Here is a 15,630-nt window from a genome sequence, read left to right as displayed (position 1 = left end):
CTGGCGTGGGTGCTTTGGAGTTTATGCAGGTCAGCGCGTTTTGAATAACGCCCAGCTAGGTCCACAACACAGCGAAGCCGCGGGCCGGATGGCCCGCGGCTTCGCTGCTAAACCGCAAGGCTAGGGGTTGGTTATGGTCGCGATGGAGCCGTCCAGTTTCGTGAGAGAAATACTGAACTGCTCGTTGTAGGTGTGGGCGCGGTCTCGCAGATAGCTCAGTGCGACCGCCTCGCCGAGCTGAATCGATGTCAATGTATCGCTGCGCCAGTGGATTCCGGCGTGAATGCCGTGGCCGAAGCTGATGTTGTCGGCGAGTTTGTGCAACTCTCCGTTGACGGTCAGCGGAGGTTCGCCTGCGGGAGCGGTGTATGGGGCGGTGGATTGGCCGTCGGAGGACGACACGATCGGATTCTTCAGGACGAAGCTGCCGTCGAAGAAGAACTTCAGCGCCGTAATGCAGGCTCCGGCGACCGCGCCGTGCCCGGTCGGTTAGGCGGGATGCGTCGGCGATCCTTCCGGAAAGGCCTGCGAGAGCAGGAAACTGTTGTTCGCCGCGAAGCTGGCGGCGACCGCCTGCGAATCGACCACGGTGTCGCTGACATGGCCCTGAATCGACCCGCCCTGGCCGGTGCGGAGCAGGTGAACGATCGCGCCACCCGATTCGGGACGGTGCCGCAGATGCACCCACCACTTCTGATACCAGACGGCCTTCAGCGCCAGATCGGCCACGGTGGCGAGGGTGGCCGCGATATCCGGTTGGCCGAATGACGCGAAGCCGTTCTGGGTCTTGGAACCTCGGTAGGGGTTCCCGGGGTTCAGCGGCACCGGTCCACCGTTGTTGATGGTGTTCAACACCAGGTAGGCCACGAAGTACGCCTGGTAGAGCACATCGTCATGGGTGTATGCGGCCAGTCCGCGCCCGTCGTGCAGATACAACGGCTGCGCGAGCGGAGTGAGGCTTTGGCCGGTCGGCTGACCGTTCTGCACCTGCTGGTACTCGGCGGGCGACAGCGCGAAGTCCTTGCCCGCCTTGTTCGTTACGTATCTCTGAGTGATGGGCAATGATCCCAGCGCGGTCGGCTGCACGAGGAATTGCGACAGGTAGGGTCCCACCGTTTCCCCCGCGAAAGTACCCCGGAACAGCAATTCCGGGGTCACCGAGCCGCTCGAATCACGCGGTCCGGCATAGGCCCGCATGGACGACAACTCGGCCGCGGCCTTCACCGCCGTCGGATTCGACTTGTAATCGGTGACGGCGACATCACGCAGCAGCGATGCCCAATAGAGCTCGACGAGTTCGGTCGCGTACGCCTCGCTCGCCAGCGCTGGCGCCGGTGGCACCGCGAATTGGCTCACGTCCGCGCTGGACAGGGAAAAGCTCAACCCGCCCTGCGGACCATTCAGCGTGCGCGGCCCGCCCAGGACTATCTTTTCGAAGTCCGAGGGATTGCCGCTGCTCAAGGCCCGTATGAACGAGTCATAGGCGGCCAGGTCGACCAGCCCGATCCCTTCCTGCAGAACACCTTTGGTGTAGGTGCCGGACTTGTCGGCGTACCTGGCCTCGTCGCCATTGTCGATCTGTGGCGGAATGGCGATGAACGAGTCCGCGCCTGTCGTTTGCGTACGTACCGCGGACGATCGCAGAACGCGGTCCTCCGTTGCGGGCGTGAGCCGTTGATTGAGTGTGCTTGCCATGACGCTCCATTCGGGAGATGGTTCGCGGGCGCGAGTGCTACGCCCCGAGTCGAGGTGCGTCGGCTTCCCCCCGGTTCAATCCAGCCCCCGACGGACGAGCCTCTCGCCGCGCCTCAGCGCCTGTGATCCCACCCCAACCATCCCAAGTCTGTGCTTGCTGGCGACCTCCGTCATGAGTAGTGAACTACGCGAATCCGCGCCCGTTGAGCGCCACAGGCGATCGATGGTTCGGGTTGATCAGGCCGGTTCGGGCAGGAATTGGAAGACGCTGTTGAGGCCGACGCCACCGAACAGCAGTTTGATGATGATCACGCCCATGGCTTCCAACTGGCGGGCCTGCCGCAGGTCACCGACGTCGAGCGGAGTGGCGCCCATGCCGGTGATCAACGGGGCGATCGTTGCCTTCGCGGTGTCGTCGCCGCAGATTGGGATGGCCAGTGGGCGGCCGTCGTACTGGACGGGATTCTTCTGCCAGACGGTGTAGGCGGCGAGGTTGAACGCCTTGACGACTCGGCTGCCCACCGCGACGGCCTCGGCCTGTTCGGCGAGAGATTTGCCGTCCCAGGTGACCTGCGAGAAGTCGCTGAGGTCCACCGCATTGCCGCAGTCGATGATGATCTTGCCGGTGAATGCGCCATCCGCGGCACCGGCGGCTTCGAGCGCATCGACGATCGCGGCCTGTTTGACGCCGAACAGTATGACGTTGCCGAACTCGACGGCCTCGCGTATTCCGCCTCCCGCAACAGCCCCGATTCGAGTGGCGAGTTCGGCGGCCCGACCTGTGTCGCGGGCACCGATCCGCACCTCATGCCCGGCCGCTGCCCACCGCCCGGCCAGCGACTCCACCATCCGCCCGGCCCCGATCGTCCCGATCCGCATTCGCCGATCCTCCTCGTCCCTGGCCTTACTACGCCCGTATTCGTTGTGAATCAACAGATTTCGATGCATGAGCGTATTGCAGGGCGACGGTGCCGTCGACCGGTCGAGAGCAGCCGACCCCGGATTCGCGGTGATACGACACCGATAACTTTCGCGGTGAGCTCGCCTCTGTCCATGTAGGGGCCGTGAGCTACAGGAAGAGAAGGTTATGTTGCTGGAAAACAAGAACGTTGTCGTGTACGGCGCGAGCGGTGCGGTCGGCAGCGCGGTGGCTCGCGCATTCGCCGACGAAGGCGCGAAAGTGTTTCTGACCGGCCGCAATCGCGAGAGCATCGACGCGGTCGCGAAGGAAATAGCGGCCGCCGGTAGCACCGCCGAGACCGCTGTGGTGGATGCCGGTGACGAGAAGGCGGTAACCGAGCATTTGGCCGCGGTCGTCGCCGACGCCGGGAGTATCGACGTGTCGTTCAACGCGATCGGGATCTCTCCGCGAGGGTTGCAGGGCATCCCGCTCGCCGACCTGCCGGTTGAGAACTTCTTGCGGCCGATCACGACCTACACCCGGGCGCATTTCGTCACCGCGAAATCCGCAGCGCGACACATGATCCCCCAGCGTTCGGGGGTGATCATGATGAACACCCCCGAACCTGCCCGACTGCCGATGCCTCTGGTGGGCGGAATGAGTGTGGGCTGGGCGGCCATGGAAGGTCTCAACAGGGCGCTGTCGGCCGAATGGGCGCAGCACGGTGTTCGCGCGATCTGCTTGCGCACCACCGGCATGGCAGAGACGCCGACCATCCACACCGTGTTCGGGTTGCACGCGGACGCGATCGGCATGGCGAAGGATCAACTGCTCGAGATGGAGGGTGCGATGACGCACCGCAAGCGGTTGACCGCGCTGGACGAACTCGCGCAAGCGGCGGTCCTGCTCGCCTCCGATCGGGCCTCGGCGATGACCGGCACCGTCGCCAACCTGACCGGCGGACTCATCGTCGACTGATCGCCATCGCGTGATACTCGAGGAGAACAATGACGACGATCGCAGTATTCGGCGCCACCGGTTACTCCGTGGCAACATCGCTACCGAGGCGGCGACTCGTGGACATCGGGTTGTTGCCATCGCACGCGATATCGGGCCGCTGGCGAACCGGAGTGATCTGGTCCTCCGTCCGGGTTCGTTGTTCGACGAGGGATTCGTGCGTGATGTCGCAGCGGGCGCCGATGTGCTGGTGGTTGCCCTGCAGGCCCACGGCACCGGATTGGCCGAGTACATCCCGACATTGGGCCGGATCGCATCCGAGAATGGTGCGCGCCTCGGCCTCGTCGGTGGCGCGGGAAATCTGCGTGTCGCGCAGCACGGGCCGCGCGTGCATCAGCGGCGAGGATTATGCCATCGCCTTCGTCGACGAGATCGAGAAGCCGACCCGGCACAGGACCGTCTTCACAGTCGCCTATTGAACGGTAGGGCAAGGCAATCCAAGCCAGATCAGCCAACGTTTCTGGTGACCGAGGCGGCTGGGGCGACCGGGCGGCGGGCCACCCGGTCGCTGCTCGACCGTGGACACGCGGTGCGGGCGTTCGTGTGAGGTCAGGGTAGGAATCGGGCGATGTGTGCGGCGACCTCGTCGGTGTGGGTTAGGTAGAGGTCGTGGCCCGCGCCCGCGATGGTCGCCAGGGCGGTATTCGGTCTGCGGGACACCATCTCTCGCGCGTGGTCGGGCGGGACCACCGCGCTGTCACCGCCGAGCAGCAGCAGGGCCGGGCATGTGCTGCCCGTCCAGTCGTTCCACCAGGTGCCGATGACGCCGCGCTTCACTGACCGCATATCCTCGGCGCGCCACTGGAAGTGCCAGCCGTCCGAGTCTCGCACCGCGCTCTCCATGAAGTGGAAGGGCACTCCCATCGACACCAGTCGGTGCAGGGTCGCTCGCATTTGGGTGAGGCTGGGGAATCGTGCCGGGAGCGCGTCCAGCCACGGATCGGTGAACTCGCCCACCTCGACCGGAAAGTCGAGTGCCACAAAGGATTCGACCAACTCCGGACGTTGCGCGGCGAGCTGATAGGCGTTGATGGCACCCAGCGAATGCCCGATCACCGATACCGGCCCGAGCCCCAGCTTCTCGATGACGGCGGCCGCGTCGCTCACGAACGCCGCCCGGGAGTAGTCGCCCGGTTTATCGGATTCGCCGTGCCCGCGCTGGTCCAGCGCGATGATGCGGCGGCCGAGGCGTTCGGCCATCGGCATCCAGCACCTGCCGCAGCCGAACGCGCCGTGCAGCGCCAGCAAGGGGCGGCCCGGTCCGCCCGAATCCACGTAGGCGAGCCGGGTTCCCTCGGAAGTAGTCACGAAATCGGTCATACCGACACTCTAATAGAGTGTCTCGAATCGAGCTACCTCTTTTCGAGATAAGTCGATTAGAGGCTATGGTTGGCCCATGTTGGAGCTGAGCATCCTCGGGTTCCTTTTCGAGCGGTCCATGCACGCCTATGAGCTGCGCCAGCGCATCTCGGGGCTGTCCGGCCACATCCGGCCCGTCAGCGATGGCGCGCTCTACCCGGCGCTGAACCGGTTGCGCGCGGCCGGTCTGCTCACCAAGGACGACGATGGCGCGCGACAGGTCTACACCCTGACCGACGCCGGTCGCGCGGAACTGCTGCGGCGCCTGCGGAATCCGGCCCAGGTCGAGATCACCGACCGCAACAACTTCTTCATCCTGCTGGCGTTCCTGCGATTCCTGCCGGATCCCGCCGATCAGGCCGCGGTCCTGCGCCGCCGACTCGCGTTCTACGAAGAACCCGCGAGCTACTTCTACGAGCAGGGACGGCCACTGAAGGCCGCCGAGATGCCCGATCGATTCCGGCGCGGAATGCTCACCCTCGCTGCGGCGACCGCCAACGCGGACAAGGAATGGCTCCGCGCCGAGATCGCTGACCTCGAACAGCAGGTGTCGGACGCCCGCTAGGCAACGAACCACCGACGGTTAGCCGTGGGACGGTTCGCTCCGTTGGATCGAAGGGCTGCCGCATGGTCGTCTCCCGGGGTTATCCTGGTCCTCAGACAACTGAGGAGTGGGATGAGTCTCGAGCCTTTGCGTCGCACGCCATTGGTCCAAATGGCGCTGCGCCAGTTGTCCAGTCAGCTCGCCGACGGAGCCTGGCCCGTCGGGAGCCGGATCCCGGCCGAGACCGAACTGGCGGCCCAATTGGGAGTCGGCCGGTCGACGGTGCGCGAGGCGATCACCGCGCTGGTGCACCTCGGGATGCTCGAATCACGCCAGGGCCGTGGAACTTTCGTGGTGTCCACCACCGCGAACGGACTCGAGACCCTGGTCCGCCGCGCCACCGTGCTGGAGGTGTACGAGGTGCGCGAGGCGATCGAGCTGCAGGCCGCGCGGCTGGCCGCGGTGCGGCGCACTCCGGATGACCTGCGCCGCATGGATTCCGCGCTGGCCGAGCGGCAACAGGCGGAACAGCGCGGTAAGGACGAGGTCTTCATCGCCGCGGACCTCGCATTCCATCGTGCGGTGGTGGCGGCCGCGCACAATCCGCTGCTGGACCAGATCTTCGGCTCCCTCGCGAATACGAGGCTGCCCGAAGCGCTCCGCGATCTGATCGATGATGTCGACGCGGGCCCCGGCATCGCGGGGGTGAGCGATGCGCATGTCGCTTTGGCCGAGGCGATCCGCGCGGGCGATCCGCAGGCGGCCGCCGCCGCGACCGAGGCCAACGTCACCGTCACCCTGCGGGCACTGCGGAGCTTGACGACCTAGCACGGCAATCGGATCCCGGGAGGGACACGATGACGAAAGGTCCTCAGACATCTGAGGAAACGGCGACCGACCGCACACGCGTGTCCCGCCCCGCGGTGGCGTTGCTCGCGCTCAGTCACGTCGTGGACGATCTCTACCAGGGTGCGGTGCCCGCGATCATCCCGTTTCTCCTGCTGGCCTATCACTACAGCTACCTGGCGGTCACCGGCATCACGCTGGCCGCGACGCTGGTATCCAGCGTGGTACAGCCCGTTTTCGGCTGGCTGGCCGACCGGCGTCCGATGTCATGGCTGCTGGTCGGCGGATTGCTCACGGCGGGAAGCGGTATCGCGCTGTCCGGGCTCGGTTCGCACTACGCCCTCATCTGGCTGGCCGTCGCGCTCTCGGGAGCGGGTGTCGCCGCCTACCATCCCGAGGCGGCCCGCGCGGTCGGTGTGGTCGGAGGCGACTCCGCCCAGGCGATGAGCTGGTTCGCCCTGGGCGGCAATCTCGGTTTCGCGATCGGCCCGGTCGCGGTCACCGCGGTGCTCGGTGCCACCGGTCTGACGGGCACCCCGCTGCTCGTACTGCCCGCGGTCGCCATGGCCGCGGTGATATGGCCACTGCTGCCACGGCTTTCGGGCGCGCACCACAATGGCGTGGCGCGGCCCGGTGGGGTGGATCGGCTCGACGACTGGCGGTCGTTCGGCTGGTTGACCGGCGTCGTCATCTGCCGATCCATCCTGTTCTTCGGACTGTCGACCTTCCTGGAGCTCTATGCCATCAATCGATTCCATGCTTCGCACTCGGTAGCGTCGGCCGCGTTGACCACCATGACGGTGGCGGGCGCGTTCGCCACGATCGGCGGGGGCTGGCTGGCCGATCGGATCGGCCGGGTTCGCACCCTGCGCCTCGGATATCTGCTGGCCGTACCGGGATTCGCCGGTGTCGTGCTGGCACCGGCCCTCGGTCTGTTGTTCGTGGCCGTCGTGATCTGTGGCATCGGCATATACCTTCCGTTCGCGGTGCACACGACGCTGGGCCAGGAGTACTTGCCGAACCGGGTAGGCACCGCGAGCGGTGTCACGCTGGGTTTGGCGGTGTCGGCCGGAGGCGCGGCCACGCCGCTGCTCGGTCTGTTGGCCGACGCCCGCGGTCTCGCCACCACGCTGGCCGTCCTGATCGCGATTCCGTTCGTCGCGCTGCTGATGTGCACGCGGCTGGCGGAGACCCGTCGACCGGTACCTCGGGATATCGTCATCCGCCGGTAAGCGCCGAGTAATTCATGTCGCGGCGCATTGACGGCCTCTCGACGAGGCCGGAAATTGCCCTGCTCTAAAACATTCACATGCGAAATCGGATTTACCTGTCGGCCCCCGAATGTATGGCAAATATTAACCCGATTGAATTGTGTTAAGGCCGGTGCACTTTGACTCCTTGCGATCTATCTCGGGGTCTGCATACGATACCTGGCGGATCGACATTGGTAATGTATCCGTAACAAAAGAATCAGGGAGGAGGGTGAGTTATGCCGGTTTCGCAACCACTGGCATTTCTACCCGACAAACTGTCCGAACTAGCCGCGCAGGAAATCTACGTCTTGGATCAGGGCGAGGCGATCGGTGCGCCGGAGATCCCACGCTGGTTCGCATCAGCGCTGACCGTGTTCCAATGGGAGGTGGGGCACCGAGACTACCCCTGCCATTTCGGTCGGCGGGCGCTGGAAAGGCGAGAATTGTTCGTCACTCCGCTCGAACGGAACGACTATCGACCGCTCGCCGAGCGACTCGCGGTTTTCCTCGATTACGTCCGCCCGACCCCGAAGTTGCGCCAGGTGCTCGCCGCCTTCATCGAACCCGACGACTCGGCCTCGCACGAGGATCACGCCCAGACCTTCTGGGCCGCCCTGCGGTACCTGCACCGGCACGATGACCGGCCGTGGCCCGCCGACTTCGCCCGCGATCCGGCAGATCCATTGTGGGAGTTCTGCTTCCACGGCACCGCGATGTTCGTTTTCGCGGCCGCCCCGACGCACCGGCTCCGCCGATCCCGGCGGCTCGGCGAGAGCCTGGTGCTCATGTTCCAGCCCCGCAATGTCTTCCACGGGATCGAAGGCGGCACCCCGGCCGGAGCCGCCGCCCGGAAACAAATACGCGATCGACTGGCCGCCTGGGACGTTGCGACATTGCATCCGTCCATGGGGGATTACGGGGATCCGTCGAATTTCGAATGGCGTCAGTACTTCATTCCCGACGACGACACCGATGCGTATCAGTCCTGCCCCTTCCATGGAGAAGACAATGAATGAGCAGATCGACGCCCGGCAGCTGCCGGACCCAACCGATGCAAATGCAATTGTGCGTGCCTTTGCGGCGAATCCCGCCTTTCGGGCCGCCGAATGGGACGAGTTGACCACCGAGAACAATCCGTATCGCAGACCGGTCCGCCCGGCCGACCTGGAATGGCTGGACTATTCGAAACCGATCGCCGAGAGCGACTATCTCAAACTGAGCGGTTTGCTAGGGCATCGGATGCTGCGCAATGTCTACGATTGCGACCTGCTCTATCTGCCGCCGGTCGACGATAAGGCGGCCGCGATCGAACAGCCGCGGTTCTACAGCGACCGGAACCGAATACTGTCGGCAATGGCGGGACCGGTCCTGGAAAACCATTTGTTCGCACTGCTCGACAATGGCCGCGAGCCGGTCGAGTACGCCGGGCCGGAATGGCTGCGGCAACGGGTTCGCGACTACTACGAGCGGCGGCTCGCCGAGCCGGGACGAGTCTTCGAGGTCGCGGCCGCCACCCGCGACCGACGCGCGGCCGCCACCTTCACGCTGTTGCAGTTCAGCGCCTTCACACCGGCCCAGTACGTGGCCGTCTCGCACGGGGCCAATGGCGAGTATCAGGCCGTCCATCCCGCGCTGCGGGAGATGCTCGTGGACGAGTACAGAGGTTGGGTGCGACGCGGTGAGCAGTACCGCGGCCTGCTCGACGCGGCCGGATTGCGTCCGGGCGCGGGCGCTTATTGGCAGCTGTATCTGACCTCGTCACTCGCGCGTGGCAACCACCTGCACTATCTGAGCCGACGGCGCGAGCGGTGCTTCGATTTCCTCGGCGCGGTCGCGCACCGCAGGATCAACGAGGAGCTGACCCGCGACCGCTTCCGCTGGCTGTTCACCGACGGATTCGGCGGCGGGACAGACTATTTCGACACCGGTCGCGGCACCGAACCCACCGACCCGGACCGGCTCGTGGACGCGCTGATCCAGCCGCTGTACGAGGCGTTCGGCCCGCGCGCGATCGAGGGTTTCGCCGCCGGTTTCTCGGATGCGGCATGGTTCGCCGACCTGTGGGACGAGGATCTGTCCACCCAATTGGCCTGGGCGGACCGCATCGACGAGCATCAGCGGAAAGCCGAGCAGATCGACCGCTACCTCACCGACGAGCACATCGAAGTAGATCTCGACACCTTCGTCGAATCGCACGAGGAGACCTCGACAACCCATGTGCACGACGAACATCGCCTGGTCATGATCGAGGTCGGTGAGATGCACTTCTGGAACAACGTCACCCACAAAATTCAACTCACCGCAGGCGACAAGCTGCTCATCCCGATGTCACGGCTACATGGTTCCACTGTGCTGTCCGGCGAATGCACCTACCACCAACCGATCATTCCGCAGCAGTTGTTCGAGAAGTTCTGACCTGATCGCGGACCTTGGTCAGGTGGACGGGCAGACCGCCGTCGAGGGTGATGGAGAAGGTGGAGGCGTGCCGCGGTGTCCAGCCCGGTGGGGTGTGCAACCGGTAGCGCTGGAAGATCGGGGTGAGCAGGAATTGGGCGTTCAGGTACGCCAAGGCGGAGCCGAGGCAGTGGTGGGGTCCCGCGCCGAAGGGGATGAACGTTTGGCCGGGTCGTGGGGGATGGGTGGTGGTGTCGGTGAAGCGGGTGGGGTCGTAGCGGTCCGGGTCGCGCCACCAGCGTTGGTCGCGGTGCAGGGTGTAGACGGGGACCCCGACGACGGTGCCTGCGGGGATGTGGAATCCGGCGAGTTCGGTGGCGTGCCAGGCGAATCGAGGGTTCATCGGATGGCCCTGCAGGCGCTGCCCCTCGTCGAAACACGCTCGCGCCCAGGTGAGGCGGGCGAGATCGTCGTAAGTGGGTGCGGCGCCGTCGAGTTCGTCGATCTCGTCGTAGAGCCGTTGCGCGGGTTCGGGATTGAGCGCCAGATGGGCGAGGGTGTGAGACATGGAGGCCACCATGGTTTCGTAGCCGCCGCCCATCAGGGTGATCAGTTCCATGCGCAGGTCACGATGGGACAGGCCGGTGCCGTCCTCGTAGCGGCTGGCCAGCAGCAGGCCGAGGATGTCGTGGTGTTCGGCCGGGTCGGCGAGCCGTTGCTCGATGAGGCCGTCGACGAGGGCGTACAAGCGCCGGAACGACTTCGGCAGGTTCTCGGTGCCCGGTATCGGCAGCGGAATCGTTGGGGGAGAAAGGAATACGCCCGAGGCGAGGGTGCGCAGGATCAGGCGAATATCGATGTCGGCATGGGCGAGTTGGGTTTCGGTGAGTTCGGTGGCGTACATGGCCCGCAGGAACCCGGGCAGGGTGACGCGCATGAGCTCGGCCTGCAGGTCCACGACTTCTCCGGTGTCGGCGAAGCGATCCCAGCGTTCGATGCGGCGGGTGAACTCCGCGACAATGGATTCCGCGATCACCGCCAGGTGGCGGCGACCGAACATGGGCCTGAGCAGGCGGCGACGCTGACGCAGGGCGTCGCCTTCCATGATCGGCATGGTCGCCCCCGTCACCCGCGCGACCAATTCCCCGACGCGGCCGAACTGGCCCAGGTTGCCGTCGCGGTCGTTGAGCACGGTGGCCGCCAATTCGGGATGATTGACCATCACCACGTTCAGCATCGGCAGCGGCACGTGGAACACGTCACCGTACTCGCGAGCCCAACCGCGCACGGATTCGAAAGGGTCCCTGCGGAATTCGGGTAGTACTCCCAGCAATGGCCGCCCTTTCGGGCCCGGGATCATCGGGTCGATCGACCGGGCGAAGGTGCTCACGCGACGCCGGGAACGCGGCCGCGTCACGGAATTCGTGCTCATGCCGACGCTCCCGGTCCGGCGATGCTGAGCAACGGCAGGTCGAAGCGACGGTGGCCATCGAGGCCGCCGCTGTTCAGTCGCCGCAGCAGCGGCACGGCCACCTGTGCGGCCAGCGCGGCGGCCTTCAACACACCCAACCGCGGCGCGCGAATCCCCAACGGGGACAACTGAACACCCATGAACAGCATGTCCCAATCGGTATCGATGTGGGTTATCTTGAAGTCGTCGGTCAGGAGATAGCGGTCCACCCCAATGAAATTCAGGCACCGCCCCGTCGGTGGGAGCACGATGTCGGTGCCGGGCAGCCGCAGCGGTCCGGTCCAGCGGGCAATGCCCCGCCACGGGATCGCCATGCGCAGTTGGCCGTGGGAGTAGTCGCCGTAGGGCAGGGATCGCAGGCTGTCGTCCTGGGGGTAGAACGCGATGTCGGGGAACGCCTCGAAACAGGCCGCGCAGTTGGCGAGGGTTTCCGCTCGGCCGATGCGAATGTTCTGGAAGGTCGAGCTGTCGATGAAGTCGCAGTCCTCGGCCATGCAGTCGCGCAGCTTGTCCAGGCTCTGATCGGCCCACGCGCCGAACCATTTCTGCCCGAATTCGAAGGCGCCCTCGATCGGGTAGCCCCGCTCGAGGGCTTCGGCCTCCTGCCGTTTGACCTTGTCCCAGAACTCGGGCAGCAATGCCTGGTAGCGGGCGTGTTCGGGAGATGGGCCGAGGTGATGAAGCGTCCTCATGGGAGGCCTTTCGACGATGTGGGTGGCGGCCCCCTGCGCCACCACCCTGTAACATGTTTACAAAAGTATCTTTGTGTAACACAGACGGCAAGGGTGGGGTGATGAGCCGAATCCGCAGCGCGGCAGGCGATCCGGCAGGCGATAGCCTCACAGCCATGACCGACGCAGGCATGGATCTCGAGCACTTGCTCGCCGTGGCACCGCCGACCGGCGACGCCGAACACACACGTCTGCTCGACGTCGCACGCGCCGAGTTCATCGAGCACGGGTTCCGCCGGACCTCCGTCGGCGATATCGCCCGCCGCGCCAAGGTTTCCCGGCCCACCGTCTACCGGCGCATCGGCGAGAAGGACGAAATCGTTCGCCAGGTCGTGGTCCGTGAAGTCGTATCCTTCTTCGCCGAGATCAGCGGCCAAATCCTCGACCAGGGCAACCCCACCGACAAGGCGGTCGAAGCATTCGTTCTCGGCATCCGCGAATGCCGCCGCCACCCCCTCGTCGCAGCACTACGTCAATACGAACCCGAGACCCTGACCTCGTTCCTCACCGACCACAGCACCACCTTCGAACCAATCCGAGTAACCATCGCCGCCGCCCTCGCCGACGACACCCTCCCCTTCGAATCCGCCCTCCGCGCCGCCGAAATCCTCATCCGCCTCACCGCATCCCTACTCATGGTCCCCAGCGCCGTACTCCCCACCAACACCGACGACCACGCCCGCTGGTTCGCCCGCACCTACTTCCCCGCCATCATCCAAGCCTCAACCACCCCCAAGCCCGCCTGACCGAACCGGCCAGGCGGGGACGCCGCTTCGGGTGGGCGGTGATTCAGGCGAGGACGGGGTAGTTGGAGCGGATGATTGCGTAGGGGTCGCGACTGTGTTTGATTGTGCGCAAGCGGGTTAGCGCGGCGGGGGTGAAAGCGCGTGCTGCGGTGTCGCCCGGTGTGAGGAATGTGAAGGGTGCTCTGTCGGCCAGGACCGGGCGTAGGGCGTCGCGGTACTGCTGGCGGCGGGCCTCGATCGCCGTCTTCGATTCTGGTGTGGTGACCATGCCGATTTCGATGAGGCAGTAGGGGGCCGTCAGTGGCCCGGCCGCGCTGTCGGACGGCTGGGCGAACGCGCCGCCGAGGTGGCGGATCTCCATCGCGAGCAGTGGGGTTATTGGTTGCAGCAGAGCGTCGGCGGTGTGGTCGTCGATGTCGGTCAGCAGCTCTGAGGCGAATCTTTCTGGGCTGGGATCGGTTGGTTCGGAGGCGATTTCGCCGAGGTCGGCGATCGCCATCATGCGGCGGGTGTCTTGGAGTCTGCCCGGAATCGAGTCGAACCCGGACAGCAGGGCCCGGCCGGTGGTTTCGTCGCCCAGATAAGCGACGAGAACGCTGGTGAGTGTGGTCGTCGATCCTGGGGGCTGGAATTGCTGGAACCACACCGTCAATTCGTCGGGGGCGTGTGCGGTGACGTCCCGGAAGGCTGTCATGACCGCGGGTGCGGTGGTCCCTGGCCACACCATTTGCCCGCCGAAAACCGCTGGGGCCGGGTGTAGATCGAGCTCGATTGCGGTGACGAGCGCGAAGTCGCCACCGCCGCCGCGCAGTGCCCAGAACAGGTCCGGGTCGGAGGTGGCGGTTATCCGGCCGGGGTGACCGTCGGCGTCGACGATGTCGAACGCGGTAACACTGTCGGCGGCCCACCCGTGTTTGCGCCCGAACCAGCTCAATCCGCCGCCGAGGCAGAAGCCGGTCACGTTGACCGCTGCGGAACTGCCCGCCAGTCCGGTCAATCCATGCGGTCCCGCTTCGGCGAGCACTCGACCCCACGCAACGCCTGCGCCGACCCGGGCAGTTCGCGCGGCGGGGTCTACTTGAATTGTGTCGAGTTTGCTTGTGCGGACCAGGATTATGCCCTCGAGGTCGTCGCTGGCACCATGGCCGTTGGGCTGGACCGACAGCGACGCTCCGGCTCGGCGCGCGTACCGCACCAACGCGGCGGCATCGTCGGCGTCGGCGAGCTCCACCGCCGCCCGCACCTGCTGCGTGACAGCGTTACTCCACGGTCGGCTCGCCGCCTCGAAACCCGGGTCTCCCGGCAACGACACCCGGCCCCGCACGACCGCGCGCAGACCATCGCCGACCGCTGTCGACGCGCGTGTCGTGACACGATCACCAACCGCCCACGCCGTCGCACCGAGAACGCCCACACCTGCTGTGCCGATGAACGCTCGGCGACTGATTCGGTTGCTCAATTCCCCACCGCCCCAAAATGTCCCGTGACAGCTGTAGCCGACATGACCACCGCCATGAACTACACGCTATGTGTAGAAACTAAACTACACATGGTGTGCACATCCCGCACGTGCTCGCAGCAATTCGCACCAACATTCGGAGACGGACATGACCCAGCCGCAGAACGCCAGAGGCCACCGCACGGTCGGCGCCCTGTTGGCGGCGACCCGCGACATCATCGAGAACGACGGCTTGCCCGCGTTGACCATGGCGGCCGTCGCCGAGCGCGCGGGCGTCACCCGCCGAGCTGTCTACCTGCATTTCGCAACGCGGACCGATCTCGTCACCGCGCTCTACCGCAGTCTCGGCGAGACCGACAATCTCGCGGAATCGCTCCAGGCCGTGTGGGATGCCCCCGATGCCGTGTCGGGTCTGCGTGAATGGGTCGCCCACCTCGTGCGATCACATCTGCGAATCCTGGCGGTGCTGCGGGCTTTCGAGCAAGCCCAGCACACCGACCCGGACGCGGCGGCATTGTGGCGGACCACCCAGGGGAATTGGCTCAAAGGCAGCCGTCGCGTCGTCGAACGGCTGGCACGGGAAGGGGTGCTCGCCCCACACCTTTCTGTCGATACCGCGACCGACCTGCTGTGGTCACTCATGTCACTCGACCTACTCGACCGCCTCGCGCACCAACGACGGTGGTCGAACAAACGACTGACCGAACAGCTCACCGCGATGTACTTCGCCACCTTTGTCGCACCGTCGTGAAAGGCGGCCGCGCAGTCGTTTACGGGGTGGGGGCTGGGGGCGATCCATTCGTATGTGGTTGTCGAATCAGTCGGAGGCAGAGGCGGGGTGGTCTCCTCCGTATGCGACGGAGCCGGGGCGCACGGGGATTCGCCTCGAGGCCTCGTTTCCGGACGGGACGATCGTGCTGCCGGGGGTGAAGGTCACCATCGATGGTCAGGCTGTGCCGGGGGTGCGGTGGGGGAGCACCTATATTCCCGTGGTGCCGGGGGAGCATGTGGTCACCGCGGTGCAGGGCGGGCCCGGGAAAATCCCTGCGCGCGCGGTTGTTCCGGTGGTGGCCGGGCAGGTCACCCAGATCTATTTCCGGGCGCCGTTGTTCGGGCGGGGACCGCGGAAGCTGTGCATCGGCACGCTCGGGCCGGTGGCGCCGACCGTGGAGGATATCCGCCGGGAGCGGCGGTACCGGCTGTATCTCCTGTCG

Annotated in this window: 16 protein-coding genes and 1 pseudogene; 9 read left to right on the top strand and 8 right to left on the bottom strand. The window is 65.7% G+C overall.

The features are described 5' to 3' along the window. Positions 1 to 120: 120 nt before the first annotated feature. The 3 genes from VMT40_RS31430 to VMT40_RS31420 all read right to left on the bottom strand — a co-directional run bounded on the left by VMT40_RS31430 (position 121) and on the right by VMT40_RS31420 (position 2,574). A complete protein-coding gene (locus tag VMT40_RS31430; protein WP_326361708.1) occupies positions 121 to 402 on the bottom strand; it encodes a hypothetical protein in 282 nt (93 codons plus the stop codon). Positions 403 to 489: 87 nt separating this feature from the next. Further along, positions 490 to 1,695 carry a hypothetical protein gene (locus VMT40_RS31425; RefSeq protein ID WP_326361707.1) on the bottom strand — a complete coding sequence of 402 codons (1,206 nt, stop codon included), beginning with the start codon at positions 1,693 to 1,695 and terminating at the stop codon, positions 490 to 492. 237 nt (positions 1,696 to 1,932) lie between these two features. Beyond that, positions 1,933 to 2,574 carry an NADPH-dependent F420 reductase gene (locus VMT40_RS31420; RefSeq protein ID WP_326361706.1) on the bottom strand — a complete coding sequence of 214 codons (642 nt, stop codon included), beginning with the start codon at positions 2,572 to 2,574 and terminating at the stop codon, positions 1,933 to 1,935. 208 nt (positions 2,575 to 2,782) lie between these two features. On the opposite strand from VMT40_RS31420, the gene VMT40_RS31415 reads away from it, so the two are divergent. Continuing rightward, positions 2,783 to 3,574, top strand: a complete 792-nt coding sequence (locus VMT40_RS31415) for an SDR family NAD(P)-dependent oxidoreductase (protein ID WP_326361705.1) — start codon at positions 2,783 to 2,785, stop codon at positions 3,572 to 3,574. 61 nt (positions 3,575 to 3,635) lie between these two features. Here VMT40_RS31415 and VMT40_RS31410 read toward each other — a convergent pair whose 3' ends face one another. Together VMT40_RS31410 and VMT40_RS31405 are read right to left on the bottom strand one after the other, a co-directional pair. Next, on the bottom strand, positions 3,636 to 3,947 hold the full coding sequence (locus VMT40_RS31410) for a hypothetical protein (protein WP_326361704.1): 312 nt from the start codon (positions 3,945 to 3,947) through the stop codon (positions 3,636 to 3,638). A 215-nt stretch (positions 3,948 to 4,162) separates the two neighbouring features. Beyond that, positions 4,163 to 4,933 (bottom strand): alpha/beta fold hydrolase, encoded by a 771-nt coding sequence (locus tag VMT40_RS31405; RefSeq protein ID WP_326361703.1) that lies wholly within the window; start codon positions 4,931 to 4,933, stop codon positions 4,163 to 4,165. A gap of 76 nt (positions 4,934 to 5,009) precedes the next feature. Here VMT40_RS31405 and VMT40_RS31400 point away from each other — a divergent pair, with 76 nt between their 5' ends. The 5 genes from VMT40_RS31400 (at position 5,010) to VMT40_RS31380 (ending at position 10,030) form a co-directional block, all read left to right on the top strand. After that, on the top strand, positions 5,010 to 5,537 hold the full coding sequence (locus VMT40_RS31400) for a PadR family transcriptional regulator (RefSeq protein ID WP_326361702.1): 528 nt from the start codon (positions 5,010 to 5,012) through the stop codon (positions 5,535 to 5,537). Between the two features lie 111 nt (positions 5,538 to 5,648). After that, positions 5,649 to 6,344 (top strand): FadR/GntR family transcriptional regulator, encoded by a 696-nt coding sequence (locus tag VMT40_RS31395; RefSeq protein WP_326361701.1) that lies wholly within the window; start codon positions 5,649 to 5,651, stop codon positions 6,342 to 6,344. 80 nt (positions 6,345 to 6,424) lie between these two features. Continuing rightward, positions 6,425 to 7,594, top strand: coding sequence for an MFS transporter (locus VMT40_RS31390; RefSeq protein ID WP_326361700.1), 1,170 nt, complete (start codon positions 6,425 to 6,427; stop codon positions 7,592 to 7,594). Between the two features lie 257 nt (positions 7,595 to 7,851). Further along, on the top strand, positions 7,852 to 8,631 hold the full coding sequence (locus tag VMT40_RS31385; protein ID WP_326361699.1) for a YqcI/YcgG family protein: 780 nt from the start codon (positions 7,852 to 7,854) through the stop codon (positions 8,629 to 8,631). After that, a complete protein-coding gene (locus VMT40_RS31380) occupies positions 8,624 to 10,030 on the top strand; it encodes a hypothetical protein (protein ID WP_326361698.1) in 1,407 nt (468 codons plus the stop codon). The genes VMT40_RS31385 and VMT40_RS31380 overlap by 8 nt, the downstream gene beginning before the upstream one ends. Here the strand turns inward: VMT40_RS31380 and VMT40_RS31375 are convergent. Together VMT40_RS31375 and VMT40_RS31370 are read right to left on the bottom strand one after the other, a co-directional pair. After that, the gene (locus VMT40_RS31375; RefSeq protein WP_326361697.1) at positions 9,999 to 11,441 is read right to left on the bottom strand and encodes a cytochrome P450; all 1,443 of its coding nucleotides are present in this window, start codon (positions 11,439 to 11,441) and stop codon (positions 9,999 to 10,001) included. The two genes, VMT40_RS31380 and VMT40_RS31375, sit on opposite strands and share 32 nt — an antisense overlap. Beyond that, the gene (locus VMT40_RS31370) at positions 11,438 to 12,172 is read right to left on the bottom strand and encodes a nuclear transport factor 2 family protein (RefSeq protein ID WP_442790049.1); all 735 of its coding nucleotides are present in this window, start codon (positions 12,170 to 12,172) and stop codon (positions 11,438 to 11,440) included. The genes VMT40_RS31375 and VMT40_RS31370 overlap by 4 nt, the downstream gene beginning before the upstream one ends. Before the next feature lie 155 nt (positions 12,173 to 12,327). On the opposite strand from VMT40_RS31370, the gene VMT40_RS31365 reads away from it, so the two are divergent. Then, positions 12,328 to 12,957, top strand: coding sequence for a TetR/AcrR family transcriptional regulator (locus VMT40_RS31365; protein ID WP_326361696.1), 630 nt, complete (start codon positions 12,328 to 12,330; stop codon positions 12,955 to 12,957). Positions 12,958 to 13,000: 43 nt separating this feature from the next. Here VMT40_RS31365 and VMT40_RS31360 read toward each other — a convergent pair whose 3' ends face one another. Beyond that, positions 13,001 to 14,269 carry an FAD-binding oxidoreductase gene (locus tag VMT40_RS31360; RefSeq protein ID WP_326361695.1) on the bottom strand — a complete coding sequence of 423 codons (1,269 nt, stop codon included), beginning with the start codon at positions 14,267 to 14,269 and terminating at the stop codon, positions 13,001 to 13,003. Positions 14,270 to 14,564: 295 nt separating this feature from the next. On the opposite strand from VMT40_RS31360, the gene VMT40_RS31355 reads away from it, so the two are divergent. Continuing rightward, positions 14,565 to 15,167, top strand: a complete 603-nt coding sequence (locus VMT40_RS31355) for a TetR/AcrR family transcriptional regulator (protein ID WP_326361694.1) — start codon at positions 14,565 to 14,567, stop codon at positions 15,165 to 15,167. 175 nt (positions 15,168 to 15,342) lie between these two features. Further along, positions 15,343 to 15,630, top strand: a pseudogene (locus VMT40_RS31350) (hypothetical protein); the annotation flags it as partial.

The organism is Nocardia sp. CDC160, assembly GCF_035818795.1.
In the GTDB taxonomy this organism is placed as follows: Bacteria; Actinomycetota; Actinomycetes; order Mycobacteriales; family Mycobacteriaceae; genus Nocardia.
The sequence above is the reverse complement of the archived record's forward strand: the minus strand, read 5'-3'. Positions and strand labels throughout refer to the sequence as shown.